We start from the raw sequence: 14310 nt of genomic DNA on the forward strand, positions 1-14310 counted from the left end.
GGTAGTGGCATGGTCATGATCGGCAGGTACCGCGTCGCCGACCCCCTCGCGTTCCCGAACCTCTCACGACGGTCGACGATCGCCGACGCCGTCATCGGTCTGATTCTGCTGGTGCTGATGCTGGCCTTCTCGTCAGGTCTCACCACGACGGTGCAGGTGGTCAGCCTGCTGATCGGGCTGGCACTGATGTGCCGCCGGTCCGCGCCGTCGGTGATGATGCTGCTGGCGGTCACGTCGGCGGTGATCCAGGTGGCGACCTACGACGTCGCGGTGGGACCGTGCCTGCTCTACTCGGTGCTCTACTACACGGCGGGCAATCATCCGGATCGTCGGGTCCGGGGCGCGTCGCTGGCCGTGGCAGTCGTGGGTTCGGCGATCGCGGCGTGGGTGTATCCGAGGTCGACGGCGTTCGGCACCGATGCCGAGGCGTCGACGATCGTCTCGCACACGATGACCTTCGTCGGCATCGCGGTGCTGCTGGTGGGCAGCTGGACCTTCGGATTCATCCGGTATCAGCGCCACAGCGTGGAACAGGCGAGGATCGCCGAGCAGATCTCCGAACTCGAACGACGGCGACTGCTCGACCTGTACGACGAGCAGGCCCAGCGGTCGAGTCTGGCCCGCGACATGCACGACGTGGTGGCGCACTCGCTCGCGGTGGTGGTGGCGCAGGCCGAAGGAGCACGCTTCGCCCTGGACGCCAGTCCTGAGGCGGCGAAGGAGGCGCTCGGCGTCATCGCCGACACGGCGCGGCAGGCGCTCGCCGACGTCCGGGGCGTGCTGGAGGAACTGCGCAGCACCGAGTCGACGGCCGAGCACGCGCGAACCGACCGCGACCAGCTCTACGCACGGATGCGCGCAGCCGGAATGACGTTGCAGTCCACCGAGATCGGTGACGAGGACGCGGCGTCGCCGCTGAGTGTGCGGGTCGCCTTCGCGGTCCTCACCGAGGCATTGACGAATGCGCTCAAGTACGGCGACCTGGGTGCGCCGGTGTACGTCCGGCAGGACTGGTCGGACGGATGCCGGCTCACGGTGGCGAACTCGCTGTCGGAGAAGCCGCTGGCTCCCGGTGGCGCGGGCCACGGCATCAGGGGCATGGCAGAGCGGGCCGAACTCGCCGGCGGTACGCTGACCAGCGCCGCCGTCGAAGGCGGCTGGCTCGTCGAACTCGTCATCCCTGCTCGTCCGGAAGGACCGTCATGATCCGCGTCGCCCTCATCGACGATCAGCCGCTGTTCCGTGGCGGGATCGCGATGATTCTCGACAGCCAACCCGATGTGGAAGTGGTGGCGCAGGAGTCGTCGGCGCTGAACCTCTCGTCGACGGTGCGCGCGTCCGCGCCCGATGTGATCCTCATGGATGTGCGCATGCCGGGCATCGACGGGATCACCGCGACCCGTCAACTCGTGGCCGACCTCGGCGACGAGGCGCCGAAGATCCTCGTGCTCACCACATTCGACGTCGACGAGGCCGCCGCACGGGCGATCGAAGCCGGTGCGAGCGGATTCGTCCTGAAAGACGCGCAACCGGAGTTCCTGCTGGCCTCGGTGCGCGCGGTGGCCGACGGCAGCCAGGTGGTCGCGGCATCGGCCACCCGAAGGCTCTTCGAGCGGCACGGAACCCGTACCGCCCGTCCCGGACCGGAGTACGACGCGCTCACGGTCCGCGAACGCGAAATCCTGGTGCGTGCCGCGTCCGGGCTGTCGAATGCCGAGATCGCGCAAGCCGAGTTCCTGTCGGAGGCGACGGTCAAGACGCACATCTCCCGGATTCTCGCGAAGCTGTCGCTGCGCGACCGCGTACAACTCGTGGTGTACGCGTACGAGCACGGCCTCGTCTGACGAGCCGGAGGACGCAGCGGCGTACATCTGCGGGATGACCCCGCACCCGCCCGTCGGAGGACGCGATTTGCGCCGGTAGGCGGACGCGAAGAGCCAGGTCAGAGCCATAACTTTGACGTATGAACGCCAACGAGATCAGTACCGGACCCGCCGTCGTCATGCGCCACGTGTCGCGCACCTACGGTGATCCGGCGAACCCAGTCCACGCGCTGCGCGACGTCTCGGTCGACATCCGCCGCAGCGAGTTCACCGCCGTCATGGGCCCGTCGGGGTCGGGCAAATCGACCCTGATGAACGTGATGGCCGGACTCGACGAGGCGACCTCCGGTCAGATCTGGCTCGGCCAGACGCCCATCGTCGGGCTCGACGACACCGCGCGGACGCTCCTGCGCCGCACCAACATCGGCTTCGTCTTCCAGTCGTTCAATCTGATCCCGACGCTGACCGCGGACGAGAACATCCGGCTGCCCTTCGTCCTGGCGGGACACAAGCCGGACGCCGTGCAGCAGGCGTGGATCGCTCACCTGGTCGGTTCGCTCGGACTCCGCGATCGCCTGGACCATCTGCCGTCCCAGCTGTCGGGCGGACAGCAGCAGAGGGTGGCGATCGTTCGGGCCCTGGCCGGCCGCCCGACCATCATTCTCGCCGATGAGCCGACCGGCGCCCTGGACACGCGCACCAGCCGCGAGGTGCTGACCTTGCTGACCACGGCCGCTCGCGAGTACGGGCAGGGGATCGCGATGGTCACGCACGACCCGGTGGCCGCGTCGTACGCCGATCGCATCCTGGTACTGGCAGACGGCCGGATCGTCGGAGAGTACCGGGGCCTCGACCCGCACCAGATCTCCGACCTCCTGATCAATCTCCAGGGGGCGGCGGCATGAGGGCCACGGACTACCGCCTGACGGCGGGTTCGCTGCGGGAACTGTCGACCGTGGGCGTGGTCTGCGGCCTGTCGGCGGCGTACGCCGGAATGGTGCTCACGGCCTCCGACTTCCTCGGCCGGGCCGGTGAGCACAACGGCGGCAACGTGGGAGTGGTGCTCGGCATCGTGTCGTCCGTGTTCATTCTCATCGCGCTGTTCGTGGCCGCGCTGGTGATCGGCAACGGTGTCGACACGGTGATCGCCGGCCGACGCAAGCAACTCGAGCTGCTGCGGTTGATCGGCGCCTCGTCGAGACAGCTGCGGTCGAGTCTGGTGCGCGGGGTCGCGAAGGTCGCGGCGATCGGTGCCGGGATCGGGCTGGTCGCCGGAGTGACGCTGGCCGACGCCGCACGGACCGTGATGGTGTCGCGGGACATCCTTCCGTCCATCCGGTACAGCTACCTTCCCCCGACCACCGTGCTCGCGGCGATCGTGGTGGTGGGTGTCGCGGTGGGCGCGACAATGGTGGGTTCGCGGAAGACGCTCTCCGGAGCCGCCGTCGTCGCGCCGAAGGGCTCGATGCGGTGGCTTCGCGGCACCGCGGCCGTCATCGCGACCGGTGTCGGCGCGCTCCTGCTCGGAGCCGCGTGTCTGTTGGGGGAGGAGGGGAGCATGAGCGGATTCGTCGTGGCCTTCCTCGGCACCGCGACGGCCGCGGTGGGACTGCTGGTCGGTGCGCCGATCCTCGTGCCCGCGATGGTCGCCGGTGTGGGACGGCTCCTGGGCGCGAGCCCGGCGGCGATCCTCGCGCGCAAGAACTCGGTCGCCGACCCGGGCCGCACCACACGCTCCACCGTCGGACTGTTCATCGGCGTCACCCTGATCACCACGATCGTCGCGGGTATGAGGTCGTTGCAGCAGTCCATCGACCGCTGGGATCTCACGCCCGAACAGGTGGAGGAGAACCGGCACGTGATGTCGATGATGACGTGGGTGCTGGTGGGACTGATTCTCATCTCGGTGCTCATCGCAGCGGTGGGCTTCGTGTCGACGATGTCGTTGACAGTGATCGGGAGGACTCGTGAGATCGGCATGCTGCGCGCGATGGGCTTCACCGCCAGGCAGGTCCGCGCCACGATCACTCTCGAATCGATCGCCTTGTCCGGGACGGCGATGGTGGCGGGTCTGGCGCTGGGCGTGATCTTCGGGGCGGTCGGCAGCCAGTCGCTCATCGGTGCGATCACGCCGGGATTCCCGATCGGACTGCCGCTGGGCGCGTTCGTGGGAATCGTCGCGGGAACGGTCGTGCTGGTGGCGATCGCCGCCCTGCCGCCCAGTCGTCGTGCGGTGTCGGTGACGCCGGTGGACGCGCTCGCCGTCGCCTGAGACGAAGGGTAGAGAAAGGGGTGGAGCGGGTGACGGGCTCGCGCCGACGACTACTCGCGGGAGCGGGTCGCCGCGGCCTTGTCGTTGCCGGCCTCCTCTGCGGCTTCGATGGTGATCATCTCGGCCTCGGTCAGCAATTCCTCCTCGGTGAGCAGTTCGGCTGCCTCTCGTTGGACGGTCGTCGCGAGCGGCTTCTCCTTCACGAACAGCAGGACCACGAGTGCGATCCCGGCCAGCGGAACGAAGAACAGGAAGATCGGCAGCAACGCCTCGTTGTACGACTCGATGATCGGGATGCGCACGGCGTCGGGCAGGGCGTTCACCGCTGCCGGCGTGAGACCGTTGCGACCCGCGTCGCCGCCGGCTCCCGCGCCGCTGCCCGCGAGCTTCTCGGTGAGCAGGGTGGCCAGGCGGGAGGCAAAGATCGATCCGACGACCGCCGATCCCAGGGTGGCGCCGACCTGACGGAAGTAGTTGTTCGCGGCGGTCGCGGTGCCGACCATGGTGACCGGGAACGAGTTCTGCACGATGAGGGTCAGGATCTGCATCGACAGGCCGATGCCGATGCCGAAGACGGCCAGATACACGCACATGAGCCAGGTGGGAGTGGTGATGTGCATCGACGCGATCAGCACCAGGCCGACGCCCATGACGATGGAGCCGATGATCGGGAAGATCTTGTAGCGGCCCGTGCGTGCCACGGCCTGACCGGAGGCGATCGAGGTGATGAGCAGTCCGCCCATCATCGGGATCATCAACAGGCCTGCGACGGTTGCGTCGACTCCGGTGACCATCTGGATGTAGGTCGGCATGTAGCCCAGAGCGCCGAACATGGCGACGCCGATCATCAGGTTCGCGACGGTCGTCAACGTGAAGTTGCGATCCGCGAACAGCTTCATCGGCATGACCGGGTTGTCGGCGCGCAGCTCGGCGACGACGAATCCCACAGCCAGGACGACGGTCGCGACCGCGAGGCCGAGGATCTGCGGGCTCAGCCAGTCGTAGGTGTGCCCGCCCCAGGTGCAGATCAGCACGAGGCTGGTGGTGGCGCCGGCGATCAGAGCCATACCCAGGTAGTCCAGTCGCGGTCGCACCTCGTGCTGCACCTTCGGCAGCTTCATGAAGGCCAGGGTGGCGGCGATCGCGAGAGCACCCAGCGGGAGGTTCAGCCAGAACGCCCAGCGCCAGCCCGGGCCCTCGGTGAGCCAGCCGCCGAGCAGCGGGCCGGCGACCGAGGAGACGGCGAAGACCGCGCCGAGGAAGCCCATGTAGCGGCCGCGTTCCCGGGCGGGAACCACGTCGGCGATGGCCGCCTGCGACAGGATCATCAATCCGCCGCCGCCGATGCCCTGGAGGATGCGGCCGAAGATCAGCCAGGTGATGTTCCCGGAGAGTGCGCCGACCACCGAACCGCTGAGGAAGATCAGGATCGCGGCGATCAGTACGGGCTTGCGGCCCAGCAAGTCGCTGATCTTGCCGTATACGGGCATCACGATGGTGGACGCGAGGATGTAGGCGGTGATGACCCAGGTCATCTGGTCGACGCCCTGGAGCTCACCGACGATGGTCGGCAGAGCTGTCGAGAGCACGGTCTGGTTCAGCGATGCCAGCAGCATCGTGATCATCAGTCCGATGAACAGCAGCATCACGCTGCGGCGCTCGGTATTCCCGGTAGTGCCGTCCGTTGGTTCGGCGAGGGAAGTGGTCATAGCAGGTCCTTGATGGTTCGGCGGAAGACTGCGCCGGCGTCGGCGAGGGCGGGCGAGTCGGGGTTGTCGAGGACTTCGGGGTCCTTCTTGTAGGCGAAGCGCAGGACGGCGCCGGCGAGCATGATGAGCGCGCGGGCGTCGTCCACCGATTCCGGGCCGGCTCGCTCACCGATCTGTTCGGTGATCACCGAACTCAGCAGTTCCTGCGCGGCGGTGCCGTGCTGCTGCATCCGTTCGACGAGCTCGGGAAACCGACGGATCAGCTCGCGGTGGTCGGAATGGGGGCCGCCGCCCTGTCGGATGCTCTTGGCGACCGCCATCACCAGATCGACGGCACGGTCGAGGCGGTCCGGGCCGGGACCGGCTTCGACGAAATCCTTGAGCGCCTGGTCGGGCACTGTCGGCGGCACGGCTCCGAGGACGGCGTCCTCTTTGCACGCGTAGTAGTTGAAGAACGTCCGTCGTGACACTCCGGCGCGGTCGGCGATCTCGGCGACCGTGGTGTCGTGGAGTCCGTTCTCACCCACCAGTTCGACGGCGGCCGTTCGCAGTGCACGCAGCGTCTCAAGACGCTGGCGTTCCCGAAGGCCTAGTTCAGAAATATTTTGCACTAGTGCAGTATTGCACGAGTGAAAAGTTTTGTGCACGCAACTGTGACTGACGCAACTGTCTCGGAACACCGAGGAGGTACGTGCGGTTGCCTCAGTCATGAGCCGAGACCCAGAAGTGCCGACGACGCTGACTGCGGCCGCAGTCGACCGCCGGATCGTGGTGATCGGCGCCGGCCAGGCCGGACTCTCGGCCGCCTACTTCCTCCAGCGCGGCGGATTGCGTGCGGGCAGCGACTTCGAGGTGCTCGACGCAAACCCGACTCCGGGCGGAGCGTGGAGCCATCGCTGGGACGCCCTGACCTTCAGCCTGGTGAACGGCGTCCACGACCTGCCCGGCACACGGCTCACCGGTGCCGATCCTGACGAGCCCGCGCGCGAGGTGATCAAGCGCTACTACGGGCGTTACGAGGCCGAGCACGGTCTCCGGGTGGCGCGACCGTGGCGAGTGGTCGCGGTCGAACCGACGGGCGAACCGGTGTGGCGCTTCCTCGTCCGTGCCGAGGGCCCCGGCGGAGCGACGCGGACCTACCGTGCGTCGGCGGTGATCAGTGGTACCGGCACGTGGGATCACCCGTATGTGCCGTGGTACCCGGGTCGTTTCGCGGGCCGTCAACTGACCACCCGGGACTTTCCGGAACCGGAGGACTTCGCCGGACAGCGGGTCCTGGTGGTCGGCGGAGGCATATCCGCTGTCGAGTTCGTCGTACTCCTGGACGAGGCCGGTGCCGTCCCGATCTGGTCGACGCGCACGCCGCCGCGCTGGCGCGACACCCCGTTCGACGCTCGATGGGGGCTCGCCGTCGAGAACGGTGTCGCGGCCCGGACCCGTGCGGGTCTGCGACCGCTGAGCGTGGTCGCGGCCACGGGGCTGCCGCGAACCCCGCGGTTCGCGCCGGCGATCGACAGCGGTGTCCTGTCCTCGCGCGGTCCGCTCGCGCGTCTGGTGCGCAACGGTGTCGAGTTCGCCGACGGCACGAGCGAACCGGTGGACGTGATCATCTGGGCCACTGGCTTTCGGCCGTCGCTCGCACACCTGGCCCCGCTCGGGATCCGGGAGCCCTCCGGCGGCGTGCTGATGGCCGACGACGACGTCAGCGTGGTCCGGGTCCCCGGTCTGTTCCTGGTGGGCTACGGCCGCAGTGCCTCGACGCTCGGCGCGACCCGCGCGGGCCGCCGTGCGGCCCGCGCCGCGCGTCAGTCCTCGGTCGAGAGCACCTCGGCGACGAACGATCCGACGCGGTTGCGCAGTCCGGCCACCTGCTCGGCCCGAATGGCGTCGAGGTCGGTGGCCTTGTGATAGGCGGGCGGCAGCTTACGGGCGTGCTTCGAGCAGTGGAACCCCGAGCACACCAGCGTGCCGATGGTGTCGCCACGCCTGCCCTGCGCACCGGTGCGCCTGGTGGTGTACAGCACCACCTCTTCGCTGAGGTCGACGTCCCGGCACCAGGTGCACATCGTGCGGCGCGACGGCGTCGCCTCGGCGCGGTTGAGGATCAACGACACGAGCCGGCCGTCGTGCTCCACCGCGATGTAGGCGCGGCGGGGCATCTTGCGGTCGCGCCAGCCGTAGTACTCGAGGCGCGAGAAGTCGACGTCGTCGAAGTCGAGGGGAAAGGTGACCTTCTTGATCTCGCTGCGGGTGGCGCCGCGGAACGAGTCGAGGATCTGCTGTTGGGTGTACTGCTTCATATCGATGACCGATCAGTCGAATGCGCGTGGTCGCGCGGGAGAGATGAGGTGAGGTCGGCCCGCGGGCGCGGGTGCGACGGCAGGATCCACTGGCCGATCCATTGGAATCGGCTGCGGAGCGCGGTCATCTGTTCGCGGCGCGGAACGCGCCGGACATCTCCTGAATGTGAGTGATCATGTCGACTCCACGCTAGCGCATCGCGCGGCGGGTGTGCGGACTCGGTGACGATGCCGTATCACCTGGGCCGATGTACCGGGACGGGGAAGGCCGTCCGCGCTAGTATCGTCCTGCTCCGATGAATCCGGACAGAGTTCGCCTCTCGCCCGGTTCCCGGAGACGGTCCACACCGATCGTCACCCATCGAAAGAGAAAGGCCGACGAGCACTTTGGCAATCAATGATCCGCTCAGCGCTGCGGCGCGCGACGCCGTCAAGGACATCGCGACCCGCACATGGCAGAGCCTCCTCGGAATCGGCATCGCCTCGCTGATCCTCGGCGTCATCGTCCTGATCTGGCCGGCGGCGACACTTCTGGTGGTCGCCATTCTTTTCGGCATCTATCTGCTGATCTCGGGCATCTTCCAGGTCGCCGCGACCTTCGGAGTGCAGCACACCCACGGTTGGTGGCGCGTTCTCTCGTTCCTCTCCGGCGCCATCTCGATTCTGCTGGCCTTCGTGGCCTTCCGGAACATCGAGACCGCGGTGATTCTCCTGGCACTGTGGGTCGGTATCGGCTGGATCTTCCGCGGAGTCACCGAACTGTCGGTCTTCATGGACTCGGCGAGCGGCCTGCCCGGCCGTGGCTGGGGCATCTTCCTGGGAATCGTGACCGTGATCGCCGGCGGAATCCTGATCATCTGGCCCATCTCGTCGGTCGCCACCCTCACCGTCGTCTCGGGCATCATGCTCGTGGTGGTCGGCGCAGTCGAGATCGTGCACGCGTTCATGCTGCGGTCGAAGGTCAAGTCCGTCTGACACCGAACTGCGCAGGCACTGCCGGAAAACCTATCGCCCCCGACCCGCAGGTCGGGGGCGATATGCGTCGGTGGGGCCGATTGCCTTCCGCGGGACGCTCGCAGCGGGTAGCGTCGAATCCACTCGGTTGAAACGGCAGCCGAACTCCTGCCCGGAAGGCGCACCGCGCCCGGGCGTTCACATCATCACCGCACAGCGGGCTCCGGTCACGTGTGGCCACGCCTGGGTGCGGTCGGCGTTGAAGGAGCTCTGCCATGACCGACGACGGGTACGACCACGTGCGGGACCTGCTCGCGCAGCGCGAAGCGCTTCCCGCGGGGGATCCCCGCAGAAAGTGCCTTCGAGACGAGGCGGTGGTGGCGAGCCTCCCGCTCGCTCAGCACATCGCGCAGAGGTTCGGCGGCCGAGGGGAGTTCCACGACGACCTCGTGCAAGTGGCACGACTGGGACTGGTCCAGGCCGTCGACAGGTACGCGCCGTCTCGCGGGTCCGATTTTCTGTCATTCGCCGTCCCGACAGTGATGGGCGAGGTGCGCAGGCACTTCCGGGACCGGACCGCGGTCCTTCGCACTCCTCGCAGCATCAAGGAACTGTCATCGAGGATCGGGACGGCTGAAGGACGCCTGACGCACCGACTCCATCGGCTACCGACGCGTGCCGAGCTGGCGGCCGAACTGGATGCCGACCTCGCCGACATCGACGAAGCGCGGATGGCGGCCGCCGCATCGGCTCCGGCCTCGCTCGATCAGCCGGCGGGCGCAGCCGACGACCGATCCGCGATCGACCGGATCGGCCGTCCCGACCCGGCTTACGATCTGGTCGACGTCGCGCAGTCTCTCCGGCCGGCGCTCGCGCGACTGCGGCCGCGGGAGCGCCGCATCCTCGGTCTCCGATTCTTCGAAGACCTCTCGCAGAGCGCGATCGCCCAACGCACGGGGATGTCGCAGATGCATGTCTCTCGGCTGTTGCGTCAGTCGATCGCCACCTTGCGGCAGGAGTTGACGGCGACGTGATCGGCCCCGTGGTGCGCCGCGGTCAGTCGTCCGAGCCCACCGTCGCGGTGATCTCCACGGTGTTGCCGTCGGGATCGATGACCACAGCGTGCCCGGGAGTCGACGGATAGGGGGTCCGGGGCGACGAGGCGCCGAACGCGATCAGCCGCTCGACAGCGGCGGCGACGTCCTGAGTATCGAAGGCCGACAATCGGATCCGAGACTGCGGCCGCGGCGGCATCACGCGTCGCACGATGAGCTGGACGCGCCGGCCGTCATCGACCAGTTCGGCGCGATCGGAGTCCGCGTCCCCGACGGCGAGGTGCAGCGCTTTCGACCAGAAGTCCGCCAGAGTGTCGACGTGATCGGTCAGCAGTACGCATGGTTCGTCCGAGTCCAGCGCCAGCATGAGCTTCTCCTCTCGTTGTCAAACCCGCGACGGGCGGCGCGGCGTCAGGGTTCGAGGACGACCTTGACGTATCCGTCCGACTTCTCCTGGAACTTCCGGTACGCGTCTGCGGCGTCGTCTAGTGGCAGCCGATGCGAGGCGAAGCGGTCCACCCCGAGGGGATCGTCGTCGGTCAGCAGCGGCATGATGGCGTCGGTCCAGCGCTTCACATTGGCCTGTCCCATCCGGAGTTGCACCTGTTTGTCGAAGAGCTTGAACATCGGCATCGGGTCGATCGCACCGCCGTACACACCGGAGACGGAGACCGTTCCGCCTCGCCGGACCACGTCGCACGCGGTGTGCAACGCCGACATCCGGTCGACGCCGAAGGCGGTGTCGATCCGCCGACCGACCGCGTCGGGGAGCAGGCCCACGGCGTGCTGCAGAGCCTTCGCGACCGGTGATCCGTGCGCTTCCATGCCCACCGCGTCGATCACGGAGTCGGTGCCCCGGCCCGACGTCAGATCGCGCACCGCAGTAGCGACGTCGTCGTCGGCGGAGACCGTCTCGACTCCGTTCGCGTCGGCTCGGGCGAGCTGCTCAGGCACTCTGTCGACGCCGATCACGCGGATCCCGCGGTGCGCGGCGATGCGTGCGGCCATATCGCCGATCGGCCCCAGGCCGATCACGGCGAGCGACCCGCCGTCGGGAACGTCCGCGTACTCCACCGCCTGCCACGCTGTCGGCAGCACGTCGGAGAGGTAGCCGAACCGGCTGTCGGGAGGTCCGTCCGGCACCTTGATATGGGTGAAGTGGGCTTGGGGCACGCGGAGATACTCCGCTTGACCGCCGGCGACCGAGCCGTACAGCTCCGAGTAGCCGAACAACGCCGCGCCCGTCCCCTTTTCGCGGACCTGGGTGGTCTCGCATTGGGTGTAGAGCGATCTGTCGCACATGTAGCAACGACCGCAAGAGATCTGGAACGGGATGACGACGCGGTCACCGACTCGGAGGTCGCCGGTGTCGGCCCCCACCTCTTCCACGGTTCCCATCGCCTCGTGGCCGAGGACGTCCCCGGCCTTCATGAACGGCGCGAGGACCTCGTACAGGTGCAGGTCCGACCCGCAGATGTTGGTCGAACTGACGCGGATCACGGCGTCGGTCGGTTCTTCGATCCGCGGGTCGGGGACGGTCTCCACCCGGACGTCGCGTCGGCCCTGCCATGTGACGGCACGCATCGGGACTCCTCACTCGATAGACATGGTGTCCACGGTGTGGTTGCCCGGGTGCGCCCGGATCTAAACGTGCGCGCGGCGGTTCAGGCGTGCTCCGACCGGTCGCGACGGACGTGCTCGTGCGCGCTGAGCACGACTCGATCCAAGCTGGTTCGGGCGCGCGAGGGCATGTCGACGTCGACGAATCTCGACTCGATGGCGGCTGCGAGGGAGTACAGCTTCGTGTTCGACTCCTGCGAGCGCCAGACGAGTAAGTCGAAGGCCTGCTGGGCGTCGAGCCGGTAGACCAGCATCAGTGCGCCCTTGACCCGTTCGATCGTCGACCGCCGGCGGACCATTTCGTCGATGTCCATGTGGGCCCGCCCGGACGGCACCACCGCGCTGCCGCCTGCCGCAGTCCCGCTGTGCGATGCCGCGACGTAGAAGCCGAACGTGCCTTGTCGCCGACCGTCCGGATGTTGCAGTACGTCGGCGATGACGATAACCGGAATCACCGCGCCGCGGGTGTCGATGATGTGATGTTGACTGCTGAACGGCTCGCCGGCCCGCCGGACACGATCGATGAGGTCGGCCACTCGGTCTTTGTCGTCCGGGTGCTTGTGTCTGAGCAGCAGGTCGCTGGTCGGGACCACCGACTCGGCCGACTCGTAGCCGTGCAGGCGGGCCAACTGATCCGACCACTCCCAGCGGTCGTCATCGCGGTAATACCAGAACCGTCCGAACTGGAAGGTTTGGTCGACCGCGAGCCTGGGGTCGACGGGATCGGCGACGCCGTCGTGTCCTTGCACAGGAGTGTCCTCTTCGGAGTCGGTGCGGGCCGGGCCTGCACCTGTCGTCGGGCGGAGGGATTCGATCCGCCGTCGCGTCGACCGTAAGCGACTCGAGGGGTTAAAAGGCTCACCCCTAGGGGTGTACCGGAAATGGGTACGGTTGGGTATGGATCCGATTCGAGTAGCCCTCATCGACGACTACGACGTGGTGGTGCGGGGGCTGGCGACGATGCTCCGGCGGTACTCCGACCGCGTGCGCGTACAGGCGCTCTCGACCTCGGGCGAGGTCGCCGAGGACGTCGACATCGCGCTGTACGACTCCTTCGCCAATCCGCCGGCCGACCGTTCGATGATCTCCGACCTGGTCGCGAACCATCGGGTGCGCAAGGTGGTCGTGTACGCATGGGAGGTCTCGGAGCCGGCTGTCACTGCGGCCCTCGACAACGGTGCGGCCGCGCTCGTATCCAAGAAACTCCCCGCAGGGGAACTCGTGGACGCCTTGGAGCAGATCCACGCGGCGAAACCGTCCTCGACCGTCTTCGCGAGCCGGCAGGAGACCGCGGTGAGCAGTGCGGGCGACTGGCCTGGCCGGGAGGAGGGTCTCACCCAGCGGGAGGCCGAGGTACTGGCCCTCATCACGCAGGGGCTGAGCAATGCCGACATCGCCGACAGCACCGGGTTGTCGATCAATTCGGTGAAGACCTATATCCGCACGTGCTATCGCCGCATCGGTGTCACCACGCGTGCGCAGGCCGTTCTCTGGGGTGTGCACCACGGTTTCGTGCCCGACCGGCCGCGCCGAGGTCGAGGCGCTTAGTCTCCGTTTGCGGCCTCGGCGGTGCCGGTCGGCTTCCGCGGTCGCCGCCGACGATGGGAGGCGTCGCACAGCGGCGGCGTCGCGCTGAAGCCGCACGCGCAGACAGCCACCTGGAAACGGTCGCAGTGGAGCACCGATCCGTCCGGCCGCTGCACGTCGACCGGCCCCTCCACCAGAATCGGGCCTTTCGGCACCACTCGTACTCGGCGGCGTCCGTCGGTCATGCCGACTCCGCTCGTCCCGGGCGGTCCCCGGTCCGCTGCGCCCGGATGACGACGATCGCTTCGTCGTCCGACTCAGGGTCGAGGAATCCCGACTCCACGAGGGCGTCGTGACGCGACCTGACGACGGGCCCGAACGGAATCCGTCGTTCGGACGTGACTTCGGTCCGCAGACCCGCGGCGCGCAGTGCGGCCACCGTGGCGTCGACGCCGGACAGTTCGGATTGCACGATTAACACCGTTCCACCGTCGGCGAGCAGCCCGGGCACGATGGCACACACCACGTCGAGCACGGCGCGGCCATCAGGGCCACCGTTCCACGCGTGCCGGGGCCCGACCGCCGACATCTCCGTGCCGGGCGGGGTCGGCACATAGGGCGGGTTGCAAGTGATGACATCGAAGCCGGTCTCGCTCACGTCCGCGAGATCGGCACAGACGGTCCGTACCTCGACCCCGGCGTCCGCGGCTGACCGGCGCGTTCGGGCCACCGCATGGCGGCAGGAATCGACGGCGGTGACCTGGGCGCCGGCCAGAGCGGCGGCAACGGCGACCGCGCCTGAACCCGTGCACAGATCCAACACGCGGAGTCCTGAGAGGTCTGCCGAGGTCAGTTCGTCGACCAGCAGAGCGGTGTCCTCCTGAGGTCGATAGACGTCCTGGACACGGTGCAGCGCGGACACGTCCGACGTGATCAGGAGCGAGTCGGTGACGGCGCTTCGCACTCCGAGGGGTCGCTGCCTCGATACGGACTCAGCTCTCGACGCGGTCGTGCTCATGGACAAACCTCCGGCCATCTGGGTACGAGCAC

General features: G+C 67.9%; 16 protein-coding genes. 8 read left to right on the forward strand and 8 right to left on the reverse strand.

All coding sequences use genetic code 11. From position 1 onward, the window contains the following. Nucleotides 1-9: 9 nt before the first annotated feature. The 4 genes from Y710_RS04830 to Y710_RS04845 all read left to right on the forward strand — a co-directional run bounded on the left by Y710_RS04830 (nucleotide 10) and on the right by Y710_RS04845 (nucleotide 4095). Entirely contained in the window at nucleotides 10-1206 is a 1197-nt protein-coding gene (locus tag Y710_RS04830) for a sensor histidine kinase (protein ID WP_062366603.1), read from the forward strand. Further along, nucleotides 1203-1844 (forward strand): response regulator transcription factor, encoded by a 642-nt coding sequence (locus Y710_RS04835; RefSeq protein WP_006895159.1) that lies wholly within the window; start codon nucleotides 1203-1205, stop codon nucleotides 1842-1844. Before Y710_RS04830 ends, Y710_RS04835 begins: the two co-directional genes overlap by 4 nt. Nucleotides 1845-1963: 119 nt before the next feature. Beyond that, nucleotides 1964-2728 carry an ABC transporter ATP-binding protein gene (locus Y710_RS04840; RefSeq protein WP_006895161.1) on the forward strand — a complete coding sequence of 255 codons (765 nt, stop codon included), beginning with the start codon at nucleotides 1964-1966 and terminating at the stop codon, nucleotides 2726-2728. Next, on the forward strand, nucleotides 2725-4095 hold the full coding sequence (locus Y710_RS04845; protein ID WP_062366605.1) for an FtsX-like permease family protein: 1371 nt from the start codon (nucleotides 2725-2727) through the stop codon (nucleotides 4093-4095). The genes Y710_RS04840 and Y710_RS04845 overlap by 4 nt, the downstream gene beginning before the upstream one ends. Before the next feature lie 50 nt (nucleotides 4096-4145). Here Y710_RS04845 and Y710_RS04850 read toward each other — a convergent pair whose 3' ends face one another. Together Y710_RS04850 and Y710_RS04855 are read right to left on the reverse strand one after the other, a co-directional pair. Next, nucleotides 4146-5804, reverse strand: a complete 1659-nt coding sequence (locus Y710_RS04850; RefSeq protein WP_062366607.1) for an MDR family MFS transporter — start codon at nucleotides 5802-5804, stop codon at nucleotides 4146-4148. Then, nucleotides 5801-6415, reverse strand: coding sequence for a TetR/AcrR family transcriptional regulator (locus Y710_RS04855; RefSeq protein WP_045539747.1), 615 nt, complete (start codon nucleotides 6413-6415; stop codon nucleotides 5801-5803). Before Y710_RS04855 ends, Y710_RS04850 begins: the two co-directional genes overlap by 4 nt. 97 nt (nucleotides 6416-6512) lie before the next feature. On the opposite strand from Y710_RS04855, the gene Y710_RS04860 reads away from it, so the two are divergent. Further along, complete coding sequence (locus Y710_RS04860) at nucleotides 6513-7712, forward strand: NAD(P)-binding domain-containing protein (RefSeq protein WP_062366609.1); 1200 nt, start codon at nucleotides 6513-6515, stop codon at nucleotides 7710-7712. Here the strand turns inward: Y710_RS04860 and Y710_RS04865 are convergent. Beyond that, nucleotides 7610-8104: an FBP domain-containing protein gene (locus Y710_RS04865; RefSeq protein WP_045537654.1), complete on the reverse strand. Its 495-nt coding sequence runs from the start codon at nucleotides 8102-8104 to the stop codon at nucleotides 7610-7612. The genes Y710_RS04860 and Y710_RS04865 overlap by 103 nt on opposite strands. 387 nt (nucleotides 8105-8491) lie before the next feature. Between Y710_RS04865 and Y710_RS04870 the strand changes: the two genes are divergently transcribed. Both Y710_RS04870 and Y710_RS04875 read left to right on the forward strand, forming a co-directional pair. Then, nucleotides 8492-9079 (forward strand): HdeD family acid-resistance protein, encoded by a 588-nt coding sequence (locus tag Y710_RS04870; RefSeq protein WP_006895167.1) that lies wholly within the window; start codon nucleotides 8492-8494, stop codon nucleotides 9077-9079. Between the two features lie 254 nt (nucleotides 9080-9333). After that, on the forward strand, nucleotides 9334-10092 hold the full coding sequence (locus Y710_RS04875) for a SigB/SigF/SigG family RNA polymerase sigma factor (RefSeq protein ID WP_052692385.1): 759 nt from the start codon (nucleotides 9334-9336) through the stop codon (nucleotides 10090-10092). Between the two features lie 22 nt (nucleotides 10093-10114). Here the strand turns inward: Y710_RS04875 and Y710_RS04880 are convergent, their stop codons facing one another. The 3 genes from Y710_RS04880 to Y710_RS04890 all read right to left on the reverse strand — a co-directional run bounded on the left by Y710_RS04880 (nucleotide 10115) and on the right by Y710_RS04890 (nucleotide 12482). Further along, complete coding sequence (locus Y710_RS04880) at nucleotides 10115-10480, reverse strand: VOC family protein (RefSeq protein WP_039866925.1); 366 nt, start codon at nucleotides 10478-10480, stop codon at nucleotides 10115-10117. 44 nt (nucleotides 10481-10524) lie between these two features. Further along, nucleotides 10525-11697, reverse strand: a complete 1173-nt coding sequence (locus Y710_RS04885) for a zinc-dependent alcohol dehydrogenase (protein WP_062366611.1) — start codon at nucleotides 11695-11697, stop codon at nucleotides 10525-10527. 80 nt (nucleotides 11698-11777) lie between these two features. Beyond that, a complete protein-coding gene (locus Y710_RS04890) occupies nucleotides 11778-12482 on the reverse strand; it encodes a PAS and ANTAR domain-containing protein (RefSeq protein ID WP_062366614.1) in 705 nt (234 codons plus the stop codon). Between the two features lie 148 nt (nucleotides 12483-12630). On the opposite strand from Y710_RS04890, the gene Y710_RS04895 reads away from it, so the two are divergent. Then, nucleotides 12631-13281, forward strand: coding sequence for a response regulator transcription factor (locus Y710_RS04895; protein ID WP_006895172.1), 651 nt, complete (start codon nucleotides 12631-12633; stop codon nucleotides 13279-13281). On the opposite strand, the gene Y710_RS04900 is transcribed toward Y710_RS04895, so the two are convergent. Continuing rightward, nucleotides 13278-13505 (reverse strand): CDGSH iron-sulfur domain-containing protein, encoded by a 228-nt coding sequence (locus Y710_RS04900; RefSeq protein WP_006895173.1) that lies wholly within the window; start codon nucleotides 13503-13505, stop codon nucleotides 13278-13280. The two genes, Y710_RS04895 and Y710_RS04900, sit on opposite strands and share 4 nt — an antisense overlap. Further along, nucleotides 13502-14224: a HemK2/MTQ2 family protein methyltransferase gene (locus Y710_RS04905; protein ID WP_231875678.1), complete on the reverse strand. Its 723-nt coding sequence runs from the start codon at nucleotides 14222-14224 to the stop codon at nucleotides 13502-13504. Before Y710_RS04905 ends, Y710_RS04900 begins: the two co-directional genes overlap by 4 nt. Nucleotides 14225-14310 lie beyond the last annotated feature (86 nt).

The sequence above is a fragment of the Gordonia sp. QH-12 genome, from assembly GCF_001578675.1.
GTDB lineage: Bacteria > Actinomycetota > Actinomycetes > Mycobacteriales > Mycobacteriaceae > Gordonia > Gordonia sihwensis.